Source organism: Nocardia kruczakiae NBRC 101016, from assembly GCF_001612965.1.
GTDB lineage: Bacteria > Actinomycetota > Actinomycetes > Mycobacteriales > Mycobacteriaceae > Nocardia > Nocardia kruczakiae.
The window spans coordinates 132,049-148,789 of record NZ_BDBL01000013.1; the positions used below are offsets into that span (position 1 = coordinate 132,049).

20 protein-coding genes are annotated in these 16,741 nt (G+C 68.8%); 15 read left to right on the forward strand and 5 right to left on the reverse strand.

Annotated elements, in window-relative coordinates; translation table 11 throughout:
- Window positions 1-2 precede the first annotated feature (2 nt).
- Both NK1_RS11225 and NK1_RS11230 read right to left on the reverse strand, forming a co-directional pair.
- The gene (locus NK1_RS11225) at window positions 3-812 is read right to left on the reverse strand and encodes an alpha/beta fold hydrolase (protein WP_063008504.1); all 810 of its coding nucleotides are present in this window, start codon (window positions 810-812) and stop codon (window positions 3-5) included.
- A 125-nt stretch (window positions 813-937) separates the two neighbouring features.
- A complete protein-coding gene (locus NK1_RS11230) occupies window positions 938-1,684 on the reverse strand; it encodes an IclR family transcriptional regulator (protein ID WP_063008445.1) in 747 nt (248 codons plus the stop codon).
- Between the two features lie 281 nt (window positions 1,685-1,965).
- Here NK1_RS11230 and NK1_RS11235 point away from each other — a divergent pair, with 281 nt between their 5' ends.
- From NK1_RS11235 to NK1_RS11280, 10 genes are all read left to right on the forward strand, one after another.
- A complete protein-coding gene (locus NK1_RS11235) occupies window positions 1,966-3,009 on the forward strand; it encodes an NrtA/SsuA/CpmA family ABC transporter substrate-binding protein (RefSeq protein WP_063008446.1) in 1,044 nt (347 codons plus the stop codon).
- 1 nt (window position 3,010) lies between these two features.
- Window positions 3,011-3,850: an ABC transporter permease gene (locus NK1_RS11240; protein WP_063008447.1), complete on the forward strand. Its 840-nt coding sequence runs from the start codon at window positions 3,011-3,013 to the stop codon at window positions 3,848-3,850.
- A complete protein-coding gene (locus NK1_RS11245; RefSeq protein ID WP_063008505.1) occupies window positions 3,847-4,599 on the forward strand; it encodes an ABC transporter ATP-binding protein in 753 nt (250 codons plus the stop codon). Before NK1_RS11240 ends, NK1_RS11245 begins: the two co-directional genes overlap by 4 nt.
- 15 nt (window positions 4,600-4,614) lie before the next feature.
- A complete protein-coding gene (locus NK1_RS11250) occupies window positions 4,615-5,640 on the forward strand; it encodes an ABC transporter substrate-binding protein (protein WP_063008448.1) in 1,026 nt (341 codons plus the stop codon).
- Complete coding sequence (locus NK1_RS11255; RefSeq protein WP_063008506.1) at window positions 5,637-6,671, forward strand: LLM class flavin-dependent oxidoreductase; 1,035 nt, start codon at window positions 5,637-5,639, stop codon at window positions 6,669-6,671. The genes NK1_RS11250 and NK1_RS11255 overlap by 4 nt, the downstream gene beginning before the upstream one ends.
- A complete protein-coding gene (locus NK1_RS11260; RefSeq protein WP_063008449.1) occupies window positions 6,668-7,837 on the forward strand; it encodes an LLM class flavin-dependent oxidoreductase in 1,170 nt (389 codons plus the stop codon). Before NK1_RS11255 ends, NK1_RS11260 begins: the two co-directional genes overlap by 4 nt.
- A gap of 7 nt (window positions 7,838-7,844) precedes the next feature.
- A complete protein-coding gene (locus NK1_RS11265) occupies window positions 7,845-8,552 on the forward strand; it encodes a class II aldolase/adducin family protein (RefSeq protein WP_063008450.1) in 708 nt (235 codons plus the stop codon).
- Between the two features lie 30 nt (window positions 8,553-8,582).
- Window positions 8,583-9,530 carry an ABC transporter substrate-binding protein gene (locus tag NK1_RS11270; RefSeq protein ID WP_063008451.1) on the forward strand — a complete coding sequence of 316 codons (948 nt, stop codon included), beginning with the start codon at window positions 8,583-8,585 and terminating at the stop codon, window positions 9,528-9,530.
- Window positions 9,531-9,617: 87 nt separating this feature from the next.
- Window positions 9,618-10,028 carry a cold shock domain-containing protein gene (locus tag NK1_RS36025; protein ID WP_281189151.1) on the forward strand — a complete coding sequence of 137 codons (411 nt, stop codon included), beginning with the start codon at window positions 9,618-9,620 and terminating at the stop codon, window positions 10,026-10,028.
- Window positions 10,025-10,699 carry a hypothetical protein gene (locus NK1_RS11280; protein ID WP_063008452.1) on the forward strand — a complete coding sequence of 225 codons (675 nt, stop codon included), beginning with the start codon at window positions 10,025-10,027 and terminating at the stop codon, window positions 10,697-10,699. The genes NK1_RS36025 and NK1_RS11280 overlap by 4 nt, the downstream gene beginning before the upstream one ends.
- Before the next feature lie 73 nt (window positions 10,700-10,772).
- Here the strand turns inward: NK1_RS11280 and NK1_RS34410 are convergent, their stop codons facing one another.
- A complete protein-coding gene (locus NK1_RS34410; protein WP_157104213.1) occupies window positions 10,773-10,934 on the reverse strand; it encodes a hypothetical protein in 162 nt (53 codons plus the stop codon).
- A 147-nt stretch (window positions 10,935-11,081) separates the two neighbouring features.
- On the opposite strand from NK1_RS34410, the gene NK1_RS11285 reads away from it, so the two are divergent.
- Window positions 11,082-11,432, forward strand: a complete 351-nt coding sequence (locus tag NK1_RS11285) for a hypothetical protein (protein WP_063008453.1) — start codon at window positions 11,082-11,084, stop codon at window positions 11,430-11,432.
- A gap of 75 nt (window positions 11,433-11,507) precedes the next feature.
- Here the strand turns inward: NK1_RS11285 and NK1_RS11290 are convergent, their stop codons facing one another.
- The gene (locus NK1_RS11290; protein WP_063008454.1) at window positions 11,508-12,707 is read right to left on the reverse strand and encodes a lipid-transfer protein; all 1,200 of its coding nucleotides are present in this window, start codon (window positions 12,705-12,707) and stop codon (window positions 11,508-11,510) included.
- Window positions 12,700-13,146 (reverse strand): Zn-ribbon domain-containing OB-fold protein, encoded by a 447-nt coding sequence (locus tag NK1_RS11295; protein WP_439955938.1) that lies wholly within the window; start codon window positions 13,144-13,146, stop codon window positions 12,700-12,702. Before NK1_RS11295 ends, NK1_RS11290 begins: the two co-directional genes overlap by 8 nt.
- Before the next feature lie 137 nt (window positions 13,147-13,283).
- Here NK1_RS11295 and NK1_RS11300 point away from each other — a divergent pair, with 137 nt between their 5' ends.
- From NK1_RS11300 to NK1_RS11315, 4 genes are all read left to right on the forward strand, one after another.
- Window positions 13,284-14,066 (forward strand): hypothetical protein, encoded by a 783-nt coding sequence (locus NK1_RS11300; RefSeq protein ID WP_245660443.1) that lies wholly within the window; start codon window positions 13,284-13,286, stop codon window positions 14,064-14,066.
- A gap of 475 nt (window positions 14,067-14,541) precedes the next feature.
- Window positions 14,542-15,096, forward strand: a complete 555-nt coding sequence (locus NK1_RS11305) for an SRPBCC family protein (RefSeq protein ID WP_063008457.1) — start codon at window positions 14,542-14,544, stop codon at window positions 15,094-15,096.
- Between the two features lie 25 nt (window positions 15,097-15,121).
- Window positions 15,122-16,291 (forward strand): zinc-dependent alcohol dehydrogenase, encoded by a 1,170-nt coding sequence (locus NK1_RS11310; RefSeq protein WP_063008458.1) that lies wholly within the window; start codon window positions 15,122-15,124, stop codon window positions 16,289-16,291.
- A gap of 109 nt (window positions 16,292-16,400) precedes the next feature.
- Entirely contained in the window at window positions 16,401-16,739 is a 339-nt protein-coding gene (locus NK1_RS11315; RefSeq protein ID WP_063008459.1) for a histone-like nucleoid-structuring protein Lsr2, read from the forward strand.
- Window positions 16,740-16,741: the final 2 nt, after the last annotated feature.

A 16,741-nucleotide genomic window follows, 5' to 3' on the forward strand; every position in this document is an offset into this window, starting at 1 on the left:
CCTCAGGTCGCCGAGGCCGCCGACGCGATCACATCGGCCACCGCGGCGGGCTGCGAGACGAGCGCCACATGCGACGCCTGCACCTCGCTGGTGTGCGCGCCGATCCGGCCGGCCATCCACCGTTGCGCGGCGGGCGGAATCACGGTGTCGTTCGCGGAGACCAGATACCAGCTCGGCGTGCTCGACCACGAGGGCTGCCCGGACAGCTCGATATTCGCCGACACCGCGAGGGACTTCTGGTGGGCGAGCATGGTGGCCGCCGTCGCATCGCTGACATCGGGAGCGAACACCTGATGGAACGACGCGTCGGCGATGTAGGCGTCGAGGTTGCGGCCGACGGCGTTGGTCGGATCGTCGACGATCTTCATCTGCAGTGCGGGCGGCAGCAATTGGCTACCGGGGAAGCGGATCGGGTCCAGCGCCAGCGCCACCGGCTCGCCCTGCGCCGGCGCGAACGCCGCCACGAACACGAGCGCCTGCACGTTCGGATTATGGATGTTGGTGATCACGGCGCCGCCGTAGGAGTGGCCGACCAGGACCACCGGGCCGGAGATGCCGGCGACGGTCTTCTCGACCGACGCGGCGTCGTAGGCGGGTCCGCGCAGCGGATTCTCGGGCACCACCACCGGATAACCCCGCGCCCGCAAATTCCCGGCGACCGCATCCCAGCTGGTGGTGTCGGCGAAGGCCCCGTGCACCAGCACGATCGTCGGCATGGTCTGGGCATTCGCGGGTCCGAGTGCCGCCACGACGAAACCGGCGATAAGCGCGAACACGATCGACACGGCTTGCGCGAAACGGGTGATTCTCATGGCGTGTCCCTTCATCGCTGCGCCGGCGGGCAGGTGCACACAACCGGCAATCAATGGGCAAAGGCGACCTGGCAGCGACGATAGCGCTCTCGCCACGCACCGGCAGCGGTTCGGGGAAGATCCGCTCAGCCGGCCTCGAAGCGGGTGGCGATGTCGGCGGCCGTCACCTTGGCCAGCTCGACGAACAACGGGAGTCGCTGGGGGATCATCAGCGCCGTGGGCCCGCGCAGTCCGAGCGCGAAACGGCAGTCGCCGTCGCGGGTGAGGATCGGCAGGCCGATGGTCCGAAATCCCGGATCCAGTTCCTCGTCGTTGTAGGCGTAACCGCGTGCGAGCGTGCGATCCAGTTCGGCACGGAGTTCGCCCGGGGAGGAGACCGACCGGGCGGTGCCCTCGTCGTAGGTGAGGGTGGCCAGGACCTCGTCGGGGGCGCCCGACCAGGCGAGCAGGGCCTTGCCCAGCGCGCTCGCGTGCAGGGGCAGGCGGACTCCCATCAGCCGATGTCCGTCGGTCTCCCGCCAGCGGCTGGTGCCGAGCAGGACGGCATGAATGCTGTGGCGGATCGCGACCGACGCGCTGGCGCCCGTGGTCGCCGCGAGCTGTTCCAGGCTCGGCTCGGCGAGATAGATGCGGTGCTGGCGGTAGGCGATCTGACCGTATTCGGCGAGCGCGCCGCCCATGCGATAGCGGCTCGAGGCCTCGTCCTTCTCCAGGAAGCCCGCCTGCACCAGCGCGGTGAGCAGGCGGTGGGTGGTGCTCACCGCCAAGCCCTGCTGACGGGCGACTTCCGATACGCCGCGTTCGTCGCCGTCACGGAAACAGTCGAGGACCGACAGCGCGCGGGTGACGGTCTGCACTCCGGAGGCTTCCACGCCGGGGACGGTAACACAGGAAGCACGCCCGCACCCCCTCGTTCATTCCACTATTCGGAAACCTAACCCGCACCGACTTCGGATCACGCTGCGCGAAAAGTCGCGTCGATCAGGCTGATTGGCCAGTACAGAGGACTCGTGCGCCGGAATACACCCGGAGCCGAGGTTTCGTCAAGCCTTCCGATCCTCGGAAAGCATTACCTCGTAACGAGGTCCGTCCGTCCCTACTGTCGCTGGATATCACTCGACTTCGGTCCCCGATTCGGAAGAGGTGCTCCACGATGTTCCGCACGCGCAGGCCACACGGTTGGCGACTCGCGCTCGCGCTCGCCCCCGTCGTCGCTCTGGTCGCGGCGTGTGGCTCCGGATCCGCGACCGAATCCGGGGCCGGATCACAGCTGGTGTTGAAGGTGGCCGACCCCGGCAACGCGGGTCCGCTCGCGGTCGCCAAACGCGACGGCACGTTCGACAAGGCCCTGGCTCCGCTGGGCGCCAAGGTCGAATGGGTCAACACCACACCGGGTTTCAGCTCCATGCTCAAGCTGTTCAACACCAAGCAACTCGATATCTCCGGGGCCGCGTTCAGCCCGGTCGTGGGGGCACTGTCGAAGGATGTCGCGGTCCGCATCGTTGCGGTGCAGGATCCGGCCGGTAAGGACCAGAGCGGCATCATCGCCACCAAGGAATCGGGCATCCACTCGGTCGCCGAACTGGCCGGCAAGCGCGTCGCGGTGAACCCGGCCGGCAAGGGCGAATACATCCTGCTGAAGGCCCTCGCCCAAGCGGGCGTGCCGGCCGACAAGGTGACGCGGGTGCCGTTGCAGCAGAAGGACGCCGCCTCGGCCTTCGCCACCGGCAAGGTCGACGCCTGGGCCTCGTTCCTGGTGCCCTATCAGGAGGCCAAGGCCAACGGTGGTGTGGAGATCGCGACCGAGCAGAGCATCGGCTCCAAGGACAACACGGTGGTGGTCTTCCGCACCGAGATCCTCGACAAGCGCCCCGAGATCGCGGCCAAATATTTGGAGGTGCTGCAGGGACTGACCGTTGCGCAGCACGACAATCCGTCCGCGTTCGAGAACGTCTTCGAGCAGACCGGCCCGCGCGCGCTGACCGGCGCCCGCCTCGCCGACGCGATCCGGGTGGACAGCGAAGCCACCGTGCCACGCCTGCCGCTGGAATCCGATGCCGCCGACCTCGCCGACGTGGTCGACCTGTTCGTCGGCAACGGTGTGATCAGCCGCAAGATCACCGCCGCCGACATCTTCTACGACCTGAAGGCCAAGCTCACCCCCGACCAGCTGGCCGCGCTGAAAACGGGCCGCTGACATGACCGCCGTCATCGTTCCCGCCGTATCGACGGGCCGGCTCGCACCGCCGCGCAGCAGGGTCGAGAAACGCAGGCCCGCATGGCTTTCGGTGCCCCTGCGCTTCCTGCTGCCGGTGCTGATCTTCGCCGGCTGGTGGGTCGGGTCGGCCACCGGCACGCTGTCGCCGGAGGTGCTGGCCGGCCCGCCGAAGGTCTGGTCGGCGTTCACCGAACTGGTGCACAACGGTCAGCTGGTCGATTTCGCGCTCGCCTCCTTCGTCCGCGCCGGGCTGGGTGTGGGGCTCGGCGTCTCGGCCGGGCTGCTGCTCGGCCTGGCTGCCGGATTGTCGAGTCTCGGTGAGGAATTGGTCGATTCGACGATGCAGATCGTGCGCGCGGTCCCGTTCCTCGCGCTGGTGCCGTTGTTCATCGCCTGGTTCGGCATCGACGAGTTGTACAAGGTGCTGCTCATCGCGGTCGCCACGGTCGCGCCCATGTACGCCTACACCTATCTCGGCGTGCGCAATGTGGACCGCAAGGTGGTGGAGGCCGCCCGCGGTTTCGGGCTGACCGGCCCGCGACTGGTGCTCGAGGTGATCCTGCCGGCAGCGCTGCCCGGTATCCTCATGGCGCTGCGTGTCTGCCTGTCCATCAGCATCACCGGCCTGATCGCGGCCGAACAGGTCGGCACCAGCAAGGGCGTGGGCTATCTGGTCACCCTCGCGCAGGAATACAACCGCACCGACTACATGGTGCTGTGCGTCGTGCTCTACGCCGTCCTGGGCCTGGTGTTCGACGGCGCGGTGCGGCTGATCGAACGCTTCGCGATGCCGTGGCGCGGGCAGGTGGCGATCCGATGACCGCCGTGGACGAACCCCGCACCGCCGCACCGCTGGCCGTGCACATCACCGGACTGCGAAAAGCCTTCGGCGACAAGGTCGTTCTCGACGGCGTCGATCTGAGCATCCGCCGCGGCGAGTTCGTCGTGCTGCTCGGGCCCAGCGGCACCGGCAAGACGACGCTGCTGCGACTGCTCACCGGCCTGGAGGCTCCGGATGCCGGCGACGTGCTGGTTCCGGCCGTCCGCACCACCGTCTACCAGGAGCCACGGCTCATCCCGTCCAAGCGTGTGCTGGCGAATGTCGTTGTCGGACAACGCCGTTCCAAGCCGGTCCGGGAGGCGGGCCTGCGCGCCCTCGCCGAGGTCGGACTCGACGAGAAGGCGCGGCAGTGGCCCGCCACCCTGTCCGGCGGCGAAGCCCAGCGCGCCGCACTCGCGCGCGCACTGGTCCGGGAGCCCGAACTGCTGCTGCTGGACGAACCGTTCGCCGCGCTCGACGCGCTGACCCGGTTGCAGATGCAGGACCTCGTCGGCGACCTGGTGGAGCGGCATCGCCCCGCGGTGCTGATGGTCACCCACGACGTGGACGAGGCGGTCCGGCTGGCCGACCGGGTCCTCGTCCTGAACCGGGGCCGCTTCGCCGTCGACATCGATATCGATCTGCCCCGGCCGCGCGACCGCACCGACCCCGCCGCCCTGCGTTATCAGGCGGCTCTGCTCGCCGAACTCGGCGTCGGCCACACCACCGACCACCACCGGATTCCCTGAACCACGGAGCTTTTCATGACCGACACCCTCTGGTACACCCGTTGCCCCGTCCCGACCGCCAGCGGTCTGGCGCACAGCCTGGGCTGGCTCGGAGACGCCGCACAGCGCGGCGGCCTCACCTTCGGCGTCCTGCAGGACGCCGGACCGGAACTGGCCGGATTCCACTTCGACCACGGGCTGGCCGGCCTGGTGCGCGAAGGCGGCAACGTGCCCGCGCTGGCGGCCCGCGCCGCCGGCTCGCCCACCCGGCTCATCGGCCTCACCTGGATCGACGAATCGCAGGCCATCCTGGTGGGCCCGGATTCCCCGGTCGCCTCCCCCGCCGATCTGGCCGGTCTGCGCATCGGTATTCCGGCCTGGGCGCAGGATCAGGCCCGCAGCTTCCCGCGCGCCATGGCGTTGCACGGCTTCGGCAACGCACTGCGGCTGGGCGGTCTGACCCTCGCCGATGTCACCGTCGTCGAACTCGACGTGGAACGAGATCCGCAGGTGCGCACCGATATTCAGCAGCGCGATCGCCGCGTGACCTGGGGCGCGGAGGAGTTGCTGCGCGGCGAGGTGGACGCGATCTACGTCAAGGGCGCCCGGGCCCAAGAGGTCGCCGCCGAGCACGGCCTGCGGGTGGCGGTGGACCTCGATGCCACCGACAGCAAACGGCTGCGCGTCAACAACGGCACCCCGCGGCCCATCACCGTGCATCAGCAATTGCTCGACACCCGGCCCGAGGTGGTGGTCGACTTCCTCGCGCAGAGTCTGCGCGCCGCCGACTGGGCCGGCGACAATCTCGACGGCGTCCGCGCGGTGCTGCAACGCGAAACCCTGTCCGGCCCAGCCGGAGTCGTGGCAGCCTACGGGGAGGACTTCCACCGCAACCTGCATCCGAGCCTGGACGAAGAACGGCTGGAGCTGCTGGGCGTGCAGAAACAGTTCCTCTACACCCACGGCTTCCTCGCCACCGACTTCGATCTCGAATCGTGGGTCGCGCCGGAGCCGCTGGCCCGGGCGCGGGAGCTGGTCGCGGCCGGACGGGCGGCGGCATGACCGAATACCTGTGGCGGCTGCCCAGCCGCGGTGACGGCCGCCGCGCGCGACCGGAACTGCGGCAACGTGGCGGTTTCGGCGATCTGCACCAGGTGATCGACGCCGCCGAACTGGCCGGACTCGACGGCGTGCTCGCGCCCTACGATCCGCTGGGCGAGGAATCCTGGATCGTCGCCGGCGGCGCCCTGCGCGCCACCCGGCACAGCCGGGTGATCGTCGAATTCCAGCCCGCCTTCGGCACTCCCGTCTACGCGGCGAAGATGTCGGTGACGTTGCAGCGCCTGTCGGCGGGGCGGCTGGGCTGGCGACTGGCGGTCGACACCGACGAGGCGGAGGCACGCTCGCGCGGCGACCGGGTGTCCGGCGCCGACCGCTACCGGCGCGCCGCGGAATTCCTCACCGTCGCACGCGGCGTGTGGAACCGCGATCCGGTGCCGGCGGCCGGGTTCCGGGGCACCGGATTCGATGTCGCGGGCGACTTCTACGACGTGATCGACGGCGGTTTCCGCGGCGTGCTGTCGGGTCTGCCGTTCCCGGCCGTGTACCTGTCCGGCACCTCACCCGAGGCCTTGGACCTCTCGGCCCGTCACGGTGATGTGCACGTGTTCACCGAATCCCCCGACGGCCCGGGCGAACAACTGGCCGCGTTGCGCGCCCGCACCGGCGAGATCGGCCGCACCGTGCGCGCCGGACTCGAGATCCCGGTCATCGCGCGCGAGACCGAGGACGAGGCCTGGGCGCGAGCGGAACGGCAATGGCGTGAGGTGCGCCCGGACGGGCCGGGCGCGCGATCGCTGGCCCTGGGCGACGGCCGCTGGGCCGGATTCGACCTGCTCGGTTATCCGCAGGCCATCGGCCTGGTCGGCAGTTACGAGCAGGTGGCCCGGCAGCTGCAGGTCTACGCCGCAACGGGTTTCGACACCATCGTGCTGTCCGGGCATCCGCACATCGAGGAGGTGCATCGCGCCGGTGAGCATCTGCTGTTCCTCGCCGATCCGGCCGGACGCACCCTGAAGGAGGTCGCGCTGTGACGATCGACATCTACTGGCGCATCGGTATGGAAGGCGACCACGCCTCGCTGCGCACGCCACGCCGCTACAACCGCGGCAACGCCGGCGGCTACGGTCCGGGCAATATCGCCCCGGCCGTGCGCGGCGGTGAACTCGACGGGTACAGCTATATCGATCACGTCGCCGCCGTCGCGCGAGCGAGCGAATCCGCGGGATTCCTGGGCGGGCTGCTGCCCTCCTTCCCGGTCACCGAGGATCCGTGGGCCTTCGCCGCCGCGCTGGCCCGCGAGACCACCACCTATCGCTTCATGGTCGCCTTCCAGCCGGGCTTCCTGCACCCGGTGCAGGCCGCGCGCATGTCGGCCAGTCTGCAGCGCGCCACCGGCGGACGGCTCGTCTACAACATCATCAGCGGCGGCGGAGGCCCGGCCCAATTGTGGTGGGGCGACAAGGTTTCCCACGACGACCGCTATGCCCGCACCAGCGAATTCCTCGACGTGCTGCGCGGGGTGTGGGACGGGCGGCCGTACACCCACGACGGCCGGTTCTTCCACACCGAGGCCGCCGCCCTGCCGCCGGGCCTGGCCGGGCAACCGTTCCCGGAGGTGTACTTCTCGGGGTCCTCGGGCGCCGCGGTGCAGGCCGCCGGACGCCACGCCGACTACTACCTGTCCTGGCTGGAGCCCTTCGCCGACCTGCGCGCCAAATTCGACGGCGTTCGCGCCCATGCCGAAAAGCTCGGCCGCACACCGAAATTCGCGGTCCGTATCGACATCCTGGCCCGGCACACCGAAGAGGCGGCGTGGGACGAGATCCGCAAGGGCTGGGCCTTCGTCGACCGCGAGGCCGCCAACCGCGCCGCCCAGGGCGATTCGGTGGGCGCGGCGCGGATCAAGGGCTGGGTCCCCGAAACCATTACCGGCTACCGCGATCTGGAGGTGCAACCCAACGTCTGGTGCGGATTCAGCCTGATCCGCGGCGGGCCCGCCTTCGGGCTGGTCGGCAGCTACGAACAGGTCGCCCAGCGCCTCGACGAGCTGATCGACCTCGGGGTCGATGCCTTCATCCTCGCCGGCAATCCGCATCTGGAAGAGGCCTACCGGGTCGGCGAGGAAGTGCTACCGCTGCTCGGCCGATCCCGCCTGACCACACCCGATGCCACCCCCGCACTGACGCACGCCCACTAGGAGAATCGTGACCACCACCGAAATCCGGCTCGACGCCACCGTCACCGAATTCGTCGCCGCCGCCACCCGCGACGCCGAGAAGGCGTTCCGGGTGTTCCGCGAGACCGGCACCGTCGCGGGCAACGGGACCGTCAACTTCGTCGAACGTGTGCCCGGCCACGACATCGCGGTAGCGCTCAACGAGCCCGGCCCCTGGGCCGACGATCGCACCGTGCGACCCGTGGTCGCGACTTTCGACGGAGAAGTACTGTCCGGCACCGGTTCCGCCGGCTTCGTCACCGGCTACGCCGCGGTGTTCCGCGCCCACCCGGAGATCACTTCCGTGGTGCACGTGCACAGCCCCTGGCTGGGTGGCTGGGCGCAGACCCACCGCGTCTTCCCGATCCGCTACGCCGCCGTCCAGCGACTGACCCTGTCGCGCGAGATCCCGCCGCATATCGATCGCAGCATCGGCGCGGGCGATTTCATCCTCGGCCGATTGACCCGCGACCCCGACCTCATCGCCATCTTCGAGGCCAACGGCGGCGCGAACGTCATCGGGCGTGCCGGGCTGCTGGAGCTGGCGAAACTGGTCGTGTTGCTCGAAGAGGGCGCGCAGTACCAGGCGATCGCCGAAACACTCGGCGGCTCCGTCGAATTCGACAAGTCCAATCTCGCGGTGCAGTGGGGGCGCACCGGGCTCGCGGACGAGGCCCGCCGCCGCGGGCTGATCTGACCCCTTCCCCACTTTCCCGAGGAGCAAACCATGACCGTTCGTGTCGGCTACTTCCCGCACAACAATTCGCTGTTCGTCCTGCGTCACCGCGGCATTCTGGAACGCGCACTGCCCGACGTGGAGTGGGTGGACCTGCGCGCCCTGCCCCAGCCGCCCCGCGCCGACGTGAAAACCGCGCTGCCATCGGTACATTCGGACTATTTGTTCGACGCGGACGGCTACGACTTCATCGGTACCGGCTTCACGCCGCCGATCACCACGCTCGGCAACGGCCGCGACATCGTCTACGTCGGCATCTCCGGCCCGCGCATCGAGAACGGCCGGCTGGTCACCAAGGCCGGCAACGGTATCGAATCGGTGGCCGATCTGAAAGGTAAGCGGGTCGGCATCGCGCACGGTTCCTGGCAGACCACGCTGCTGCTGTTCGCCTTGGAGCGGTCGGGGCTGGGCTGGGGCGACATCGAACCGGTCGACACCGACGTGCACGACGGCGGCGCCCTGCTGCTCGACGGTAGCCTCGACGCCTGGGTCGGCGCCTATCCCGGCCTGGCCGCCGTGGAGGCCGCCACCCCGCTGCACACCCTCGTCGACACCGAATCCGTCTTCAGCCACCCTTCGCTGTGGTTCACCCGCCGCGACTTCGCCGAAGCCCACCGCCCGGCCCTGGAAGCGATCATCACCGCCCTGCGGGAGTCCGACGCCTGGATCGCCGAAAACCCCCGCGCCGCAGCGCAATACTTCGTCGACGATATCGTCGCCCGCGGCGGCACCGCCGACCTCGACGCCTGGGAGGCCGCGCTGCGCGGCCGCCCGTTCGGCCTCGGCCCGGTCACCGAGCAATTCCTCGACGAACAACAGCACGCCGCCGACCTGCTGCACGCAAACGGCCTGCTGCCCAGGAGGATTCAGGTCCGTGACGCGGTCGATCCCGCGATCGCGGAGTTCCTCACCGCACGCGAACCGGCACCGGCCGGCTGACGTAGCCACCTCCACGGACTGCCGACGCGGGAGTACGCGTCGGCGGTCCCTGGCTGTCGGCGCACCTCCAGGTGCTGAGGTGATTGTTTGGTCTCGGTACGGGCGGGTATCGCGGGTGGCGGCGCCGGGAAACCGGCCGCCGGCCAGTTGCCCGCCCGCACCGCGACCGGAATGAGTATGCGCATGACCGTGACCTGGACCCCCGCCGTTGTTCCCGCCGAGCACCGCACCCATCCGGATCCGCATCTCGCGCAGGTCGACGAGAAGCTGCCCGACTGGCAGCGGGGACAGGTGGCGTGGTTCAACTCCGAGAAGGGGTTCGGCTACCTGACCAGCGCCACCGGCGACGCGGTCTTCGTCGACTACCGCACGATCGACATGCCCGGATACAAGACGCTCAGCCCTGGTCAAGCGGTGGTCTTCACCGTGACTCACACCTGTGGCGGTCCCGAGGCCACCCAGGTTCTCCCCTTCCCCCGCACCGGCGACGAGTTGTGAAAGCCGAACGCCTGGTCGAGGAATCCTTCGAGCTGGTCGCCCGCGCCCGGCGCGCCCGCGTCTTCCATCCGCGCGGACTCTGGTTCAGCGGGCACCTGCGCCCCGCCCCGGCGTTCGAGAAGTACTTCGGGGACGGAGAACGCGACGTCGAGGTTCGCCTGTCCAAAGCCCTCGGCATGCCGGGACACCTGCCCGATGCCGTGGGAATCGGTCTGCGCGTGCGGACCCCCGGCGGGCGCTGGGACCTCGCCTTGGCGTCCACGCCCACCGGCACGCTGACCCGATTCTTCGCGATACCCGTCCCGTCGTGGCGCCACGCGACCTACGGGACGCTGATGGCCTACCGGTTCGACGGCGGCGCCCCGCAGTGGATATTCGCCCGGCCGGACACCGATCAACCCGCCGACGCCTCCCTGGCTACGCTGCGCGAATACACGACCACACACGGCCTCGGTTTCACACTGACGGCCGGGCGACTGAACGGGCCGGAAGAACCGTTCGCGAATCTGCGGCTCACCGCCGAAACCGTCGCCCCACCTCCCGAGGACGCCGTCGACCCGACCCTGCATTCTCCGCCGGGCGTCGCGCTGGCCCCGCGGTTCATCACTCGCATCCGGCGCAGCGCCTACCGGGGCAGCCGCGAAGGACGCGGCGCCGAACGGCCGCGGTAGCCGTTCGCGCCGCCACGCGTACCGGGGCGATCTGCTTCGAAATCCCTGCGGCGCTGGGAATCTCGTCGTCCGGTCAGGCGGCGGGGCGGGGCGGGTCGGCCGACAGGCCCATGACATCGTTCCACCATGAATCCAGAGGGCTGGGGTCCGGCCAGCTCACCGCCGCCGGTTGTTCGGCGGGCATCGAGGCCACGGCTTCATCGTCGACGAATACGGAATCTCTGTTACTCGGCATGCGGCTCACTCCTCGTCCCCCAAGATCACAGCTGACTACCGAAAACCCAGATCTCGGCCTGCCAAACCACTTTTTCATCACACGAGGGAGACCGTAGGGTTGCCGACACAGGCCAGTGAACTCTTTTCCGACCGGCGAGGAGCAGAATTGCCGAATTTCACCGTCCGCCGTGCACTCACCGCCGCCGCGATCTCGGCCGCCGGACTCGCGGCACTGGCGCCGAGTGCGGCCGCCCAGCCGAGCATCTACCATCCGGTGATCACCCCGTGCAGCCAGCAGTTCCGTACCCCGCTGGAACCGCCGCGACCGGGCGCCGAGGTGTATTGGAGTCCGTTCGGCACCGCCGGCATCGTCTGCTACGACGACGGCACCGGCATCGAGCACTACTACCAGCGCGATCCCGCCGGCCGCTGGCACGACATCAACGAACTGCTGCCGGGCCAGCACTTCTACGTGATCTTCACCTCCACCGTGCCGGACCATGCCACCTGGGGCTGAGCGAGCCGGACCACGAACCTGCCCGGATACGCGAAAACCCGGGTGTGACCCGGGTTTTCGTGAGCGGAGCGGGGTTCAGCGGGTGGCGATGATCGCCGAACCGTGGCCGAACAGGCCCTGGTTCACGGCGATACCGGCGCGGGCGTTGTCCACCTGACGACCGTCGGCCCGGCCACGCAACTGCCAGGTGAGTTCGCAGATCTGCGCGATCGCCTGCGCCGGGATGGCCTCACCGAAGCAGGCCAGGCCACCGCTGGGATTCACGGGCACGCGACCGCCCAGAGTGGTTGCGCCGCTGCGCAACAGCTCCTCGGCGCCGCCGATCTCGCACAGTCCGATGTCTTCGTACCAGTCCAGCTCCAGCGCGGTGGACAGGTCGTAGACCTCCGCGAAGGACAGGTCGGCGGGACCGAGTCCGGCCTCCTCGTAGGCGGCATCCGCGATCGCGGACCGGAACGACCGCGAGGGCGCATCGAAGGCCACCGCGGAGTCGGTCGCGAAATCCGGCAGATCGAGAACGGTCTTCGGGAAGGTCGGCGTGACCGTCGACAGCGCCCGGATGCGGACCGGATCGGCGATACCGTGGCGGCGGGCGTAGTCCATCGACGTCAGCACCAGCGCGGCGCCGCCGTCACTGGTGGCGCAGATGTCGAGCAGTCGCAGCGGATCGGAGACGATCGCGGAGGCCGCGACCTCCTCGGCCGCGACCTCTTTGCGGTAGCGCGCATAAGGGTTGTTCAGGCCGTGCTTGGCGTTCTTCACCTTGACGGCGGCGAAATCGTCGAGCGTGGCCCCGTGCAGCGCCATCCGCCGGCGCGCGTAGAGCGCGAAGTAGATGGGATTGGTGGCGCCGAGCAGATGGAAACGCAACCAGTCCGGATCGTCGCGGCGCTCACCGCCGACCGGCTGGAAGAACCCCTTCGGGGCGGCATCCGCACCGACCACCAGCGCCACATCGGTCAGCCCGGCCAGGATCTGGGCCCGCGCGTTGGCAATGGCCTGGGCACCGGAGGCGCAGGCGGCGTAGCTGCTCGAGATCCGGGCGCCGGACCAGCCGAGCGCCTGGGCGAACGTCGCACCCGACACGAATCCGGGGTAGCCGTTGCGGATGGTGTCCGCGCCGGCGATGTAGCCGACGTCGCGGTGGTCGACGCCGGCATCGGCCAGCGCCGCCCGCGCCGCTACCAGGCCGTATTCGACGAAATTGCGTCCCCATTTGCCCCACTGGTGCATACCCGCACCGAGGACGGCGATATCGCGATCGTTGTCAGGCATCGACCGGCCTCCACATCCACACCGTGTGCTCCGCTTCCTCGTCCTCGTACAGCACGCCCAGCGTCAGCTCGACCGGCATGCCGACGGCCAGGTCGTCCACGGTGAGGCCGCGCACGACCTGCCCGAGAATCACCATCTGCTCTTCCTCGAGTTCCACCGCCGCGACGATGTACGGCTCGAACGGATCCGGTGAGACATAGGGTGCGGGCGGTTTGTAGCGGGCGTCCGCGTACGACCAGATCCGGCCTCGCGTGGAGAACGGATACTCGACCAGTTCGGATCCGTCCTTCGGACTCGCGCACTGCGGGTTGCGGCAGGCCAGCGTGTTCCGCGGGAAGTACGGTGTGCCGCAGACCTCGCAGCGACTTCCCTGGAGACGTACGGTGCCGTCGTCCGCAGTGAACCAGCCTTCCACGGCGGGGCGTTGTTCTTTCTGCACAGCGCCGACGATATAGGAACACGTTCTATTTTGGCGAGGAAATCCGCTCCGCCGATGCGCGCGCCCGGGTACGGTGTGACCGGATCGAGGATGGCCCCCACCCTCGAGTCGATCTGGAGTACCACACCGCGATGGGCATGAAAATCATTGACCCGCAGTCGATTCGCAACGTCACGATCGTCGGGGACCCCGGGGAGACGGCGGCGCTCATCGACCGGCTGCGCCGCCGGCCCGCCGGAAACGGGTCCCACTCAGCGGTCACCGTCGACTGGGTGACCGACCGCGTCGAGCACACGGTTCGCCTGACCGAGCTGTCGACCCACGCGCCGATCGCGGAACTCGAACGGGCCGTGCGGACGGCCGACGGGGTGGTCGCGCTGATGAACGCGGCCGCGGCGAGCGCCGCGCGACTCGAGGCGATTCTGCGGGTGGCCGACGACCATCAGGTCGCCCGCCTGTGCCTGGTACACGGACTCGACCATCGCGCCGCGGATTTCGGCCGCTGCGTGCGCACTGTCGCCGCCACGCGCGGAGCGGTGCCGCTGACGGTGCAGATTCCACTCGGTATCGGGGCCGGATTCGAGGGAGTCATCGATCTGATCCCGATGTGGGCACTCGAACCGATGGCCGTCGAATTCTTCGGCACTCACTGGCCGATCGCCGAGCAGCGGTATCACGAACTCGTCGACGCGGTGCTGGCGCAGGACACCGCACGCCCCGGCGTGCCGAACACCGGAAAGTTGCCGCCGCACCAGTTGTACGACCGGATCCGCCGCCTCACCCGGATCGGCGATGTCGTGCCCGTCCTGTGCGATGCGTCGCCGCGCACCGACGACACCGCCGCACTGCTGGACGCGATGGTCCGGTACCTGCCGTCACCGATGCACGTCTGCCAACCGGAGCACGCGCTCGACCAGTGAACGACCCGGGCCCCTGAAGAATTCGCCCGATGAACGACTCGGCGACGCCGCCACCCGCGCGGTGGATTCGGCTCGCCGGTAGCGAGCCGAATCCGTCACGATCACCAACCGGAGCCGGAGCCACCCGAACCGGTGTTGGCGAGGATGGTGCCGATCACCATCTGCAGGATGCCGGCGACAGAGCCAAGAAATTCCACGGTGTTCCTCCGACTTTCTCATCCGCCGAGTGTCCGGCGTAGCGGAGAACCTAGCTCAGCAACCTTGTGAAAGAAAGACATTTCGGAAAATTCGGTAGGACTCACGGGCCCTCGGCCGATCCGGAACCCGTGGTGACGACACCGCGACGCGAGACCTTACCACCCGGAAAAGTTGCGAACGAGACCGTTGCGACCACTCCGCGACCTTCCGGCAATTGGCGTTTACCCCCGGCGGCGCCGGGTAGCTCGCCAGCGAAGCGACCGGCGAGGAGGCCCGGATGAATGTCACCGATGCGGTCATGGATCGGCTCGACGCCGTGGTCACGAAAGCTGTCGGCGTCACGAAGGCTGTCGGCGCGGCGCCGGGTCGTGGGCACCCGCAGATCGTGACGATCGGACGTCCGCGCGCGGAGGTCGAACAGCTCTGGCACGATCCGCGACTGCTCTCCCGGGTGTTCGGGGAGATGGCTTCGGTGGACAGTTCCGAAGGCGCCCGAGACGACGGTGCCGACGGCACCCGATATGTGTGGCGGCTGGGTCCGGACGGTGGCGAAAACGTCACCTGGACAACGACACTCGCCGAAGAGCCGGGCATGCTGCGCTTCACCGGTACCGGCGACGCCGCGGCCGGCACCTACCTGCAGCTGAACTTCCGGGACGCGCCGCAGGGGCTCGGGACCGAAGTGACCCTCTCCGTGCGGGCGCCGCTGCCCGACATACTCACCGACACCGCCGCGTTCGCGGCGCTCTACCGCGCGCGGGCGCTGCTGCAGACGGGCGAGATACCGACCCTCGCGGGAAATCCCAGCGCGCGTGCCACCTCGGACGGATAACGAGCCGGACGGAGAGGAACGATTCATGCGCGCACTGTGCTGGAACGGGGTCAACGATCTCGCCGTGGAGACCGTGCCCGACCCCTCGGTGGTCAACCCGCACGACGCCGTCGTGGCGGTCCGCCTGACCACCACCTGCGGCTCGGATCTGCATTTCATCGACGGCTATCTGCCCGGAATGCGCCACGGTGACGTCTTCGGCCACGAGTTCGTCGGCGAGGTGGTCGCCGTCGGCTCCGAGGTCACCCACCGCGGCGTCGGCGACCGGGTGGTGGTGCCCTCGTTCATCGGATGCGGCTCCTGCTGGTTCTGCGAACACGACCTGTGGGCCGCCTGCGACACCACCAACCCGAACGCGCACCTGCAACGCCCTGTGCTCGGCTACCCGACCGCCGGTATCTACGGCTACACCCACCCCTTCGGCGGATACCAGGGCTCCCACGCCCAATACGTGCGTGTCCCCTTCGCCGATGTCAACTGCTTCCCCGTCCCCGCCGAGATCACCGACGAACAGGCCCTGTTCGTCTCCGACGCCGTGCCGACCGGACTGATGGGCGCCGAATTCTGCGATATCTCCCCCGGCGATACGGTCGCCATCTGGGGCAGCGGCGGGGTCGGACTGATGGCGGGGCACTCGGCGCGGCTGCTCGGCGCCGAACGCGTGATCGTGATCGACCGCTATCGCGAACGTCTGGCGCTGGCGCACAAGCACTTCGACGCCGAAACCGTCGACTACACCGCGGTGGACAGCGTGCAGAACACCCTCGCCGAGATGACCGGCGGCCGCGGTCCCGACGCCTGTATCGACGCGGTGGGTATGGAGGGGCACGGCACCGGACTGCAGCACGCCTACGACCGCGTCAAACAACTCCTGCGCCTCGAAACCGACCGCGCCACACCGTTGCGCGAGGCGATCCTCGCCTGCCGCAAGGGCGGGGTGGTGTCGGTGCTGGGCATCTACGGTCTGACCGACAAGTTCCCGATGGCAGTCGTCACCAACAAGAGCCTCACGATCCGCAGCGCGCAACAGCACGGCCAGCGCTACGTCCGCCGCATCTTCGACTACATCCAGCAGGGCGACCTCGATCCGTCCTATCTGATCACCCACGACCTTCCGCTGGAGGACGCCGTGCGCGGGTACGACCTGTTCAAGAACAAACGAGAAGGGTGCGTGCGCGCGATCTTCCGCCCGTGACGCGAACCGACCCGCGAGCCACTGTTCTCACCCTGCTCAACGACGCTCTCGCCAACTCGATTAGCATTTTCGCCGCGTCACATAAGAGCTGAGTGGAGGGTGGGTTTTCATGGCCAAGAAGGTCATCGTCGAGCTGGTGGACGACTACGACGGCAAGTCCGATGCCGACCAGACGGTGCACTTCGGCATCGACGGGGTCGAATACGAAATCGACCTGTCGACCAAGAACGCCGAGAAACTGCGCAAGATCTTCGAGCAGTGGACCGGATCCGCCCGCAAGGTCGGCCGAAACCGCAAGGGCGCCGTCAAGTCCGGCACCGCCCGCACGACCCCGGACCGCGAGCAGACCGCCGCCATCCGGGAGTGGGCGCGCAACAACGGCTACGAGATCTCGAGCCGCGGCCGCATCCACAAGGACATCGTCGAGGCCTACAACAAAGCCGGCTAGAC

Coding starts and splice junctions, on each gene's coding strand:
- NK1_RS11225 (WP_063008504.1), bottom strand. CDS start 812: ATGAGAATCACCCGTTTCGCGCAAGCCGTGTCGATCGTGTTCGCGCTT.
- NK1_RS11235 (WP_063008446.1), top strand. CDS start 1,966: ATGTTCCGCACGCGCAGGCCACACGGTTGGCGACTCGCGCTCGCGCTC.
- NK1_RS11240 (WP_063008447.1), top strand. CDS start 3,011: ATGACCGCCGTCATCGTTCCCGCCGTATCGACGGGCCGGCTCGCACCG.
- NK1_RS11245 (WP_063008505.1), top strand. CDS start 3,847: ATGACCGCCGTGGACGAACCCCGCACCGCCGCACCGCTGGCCGTGCAC.
- NK1_RS11250 (WP_063008448.1), top strand. CDS start 4,615: ATGACCGACACCCTCTGGTACACCCGTTGCCCCGTCCCGACCGCCAGC.
- NK1_RS11255 (WP_063008506.1), top strand. CDS start 5,637: ATGACCGAATACCTGTGGCGGCTGCCCAGCCGCGGTGACGGCCGCCGC.
- NK1_RS11270 (WP_063008451.1), top strand. CDS start 8,583: ATGACCGTTCGTGTCGGCTACTTCCCGCACAACAATTCGCTGTTCGTC.
- NK1_RS34410 (WP_157104213.1), bottom strand. CDS start 10,934: ATGCCGAGTAACAGAGATTCCGTATTCGTCGACGATGAAGCCGTGGCC.
- NK1_RS11290 (WP_063008454.1), bottom strand. CDS start 12,707: ATGCCTGACAACGATCGCGATATCGCCGTCCTCGGTGCGGGTATGCAC.
- NK1_RS11300 (WP_245660443.1), top strand. CDS start 13,284: ATGAAAATCATTGACCCGCAGTCGATTCGCAACGTCACGATCGTCGGG.
- NK1_RS11305 (WP_063008457.1), top strand. CDS start 14,542: ATGAATGTCACCGATGCGGTCATGGATCGGCTCGACGCCGTGGTCACG.
- NK1_RS11310 (WP_063008458.1), top strand. CDS start 15,122: ATGCGCGCACTGTGCTGGAACGGGGTCAACGATCTCGCCGTGGAGACC.
- NK1_RS11315 (WP_063008459.1), top strand. CDS start 16,401: ATGGCCAAGAAGGTCATCGTCGAGCTGGTGGACGACTACGACGGCAAG.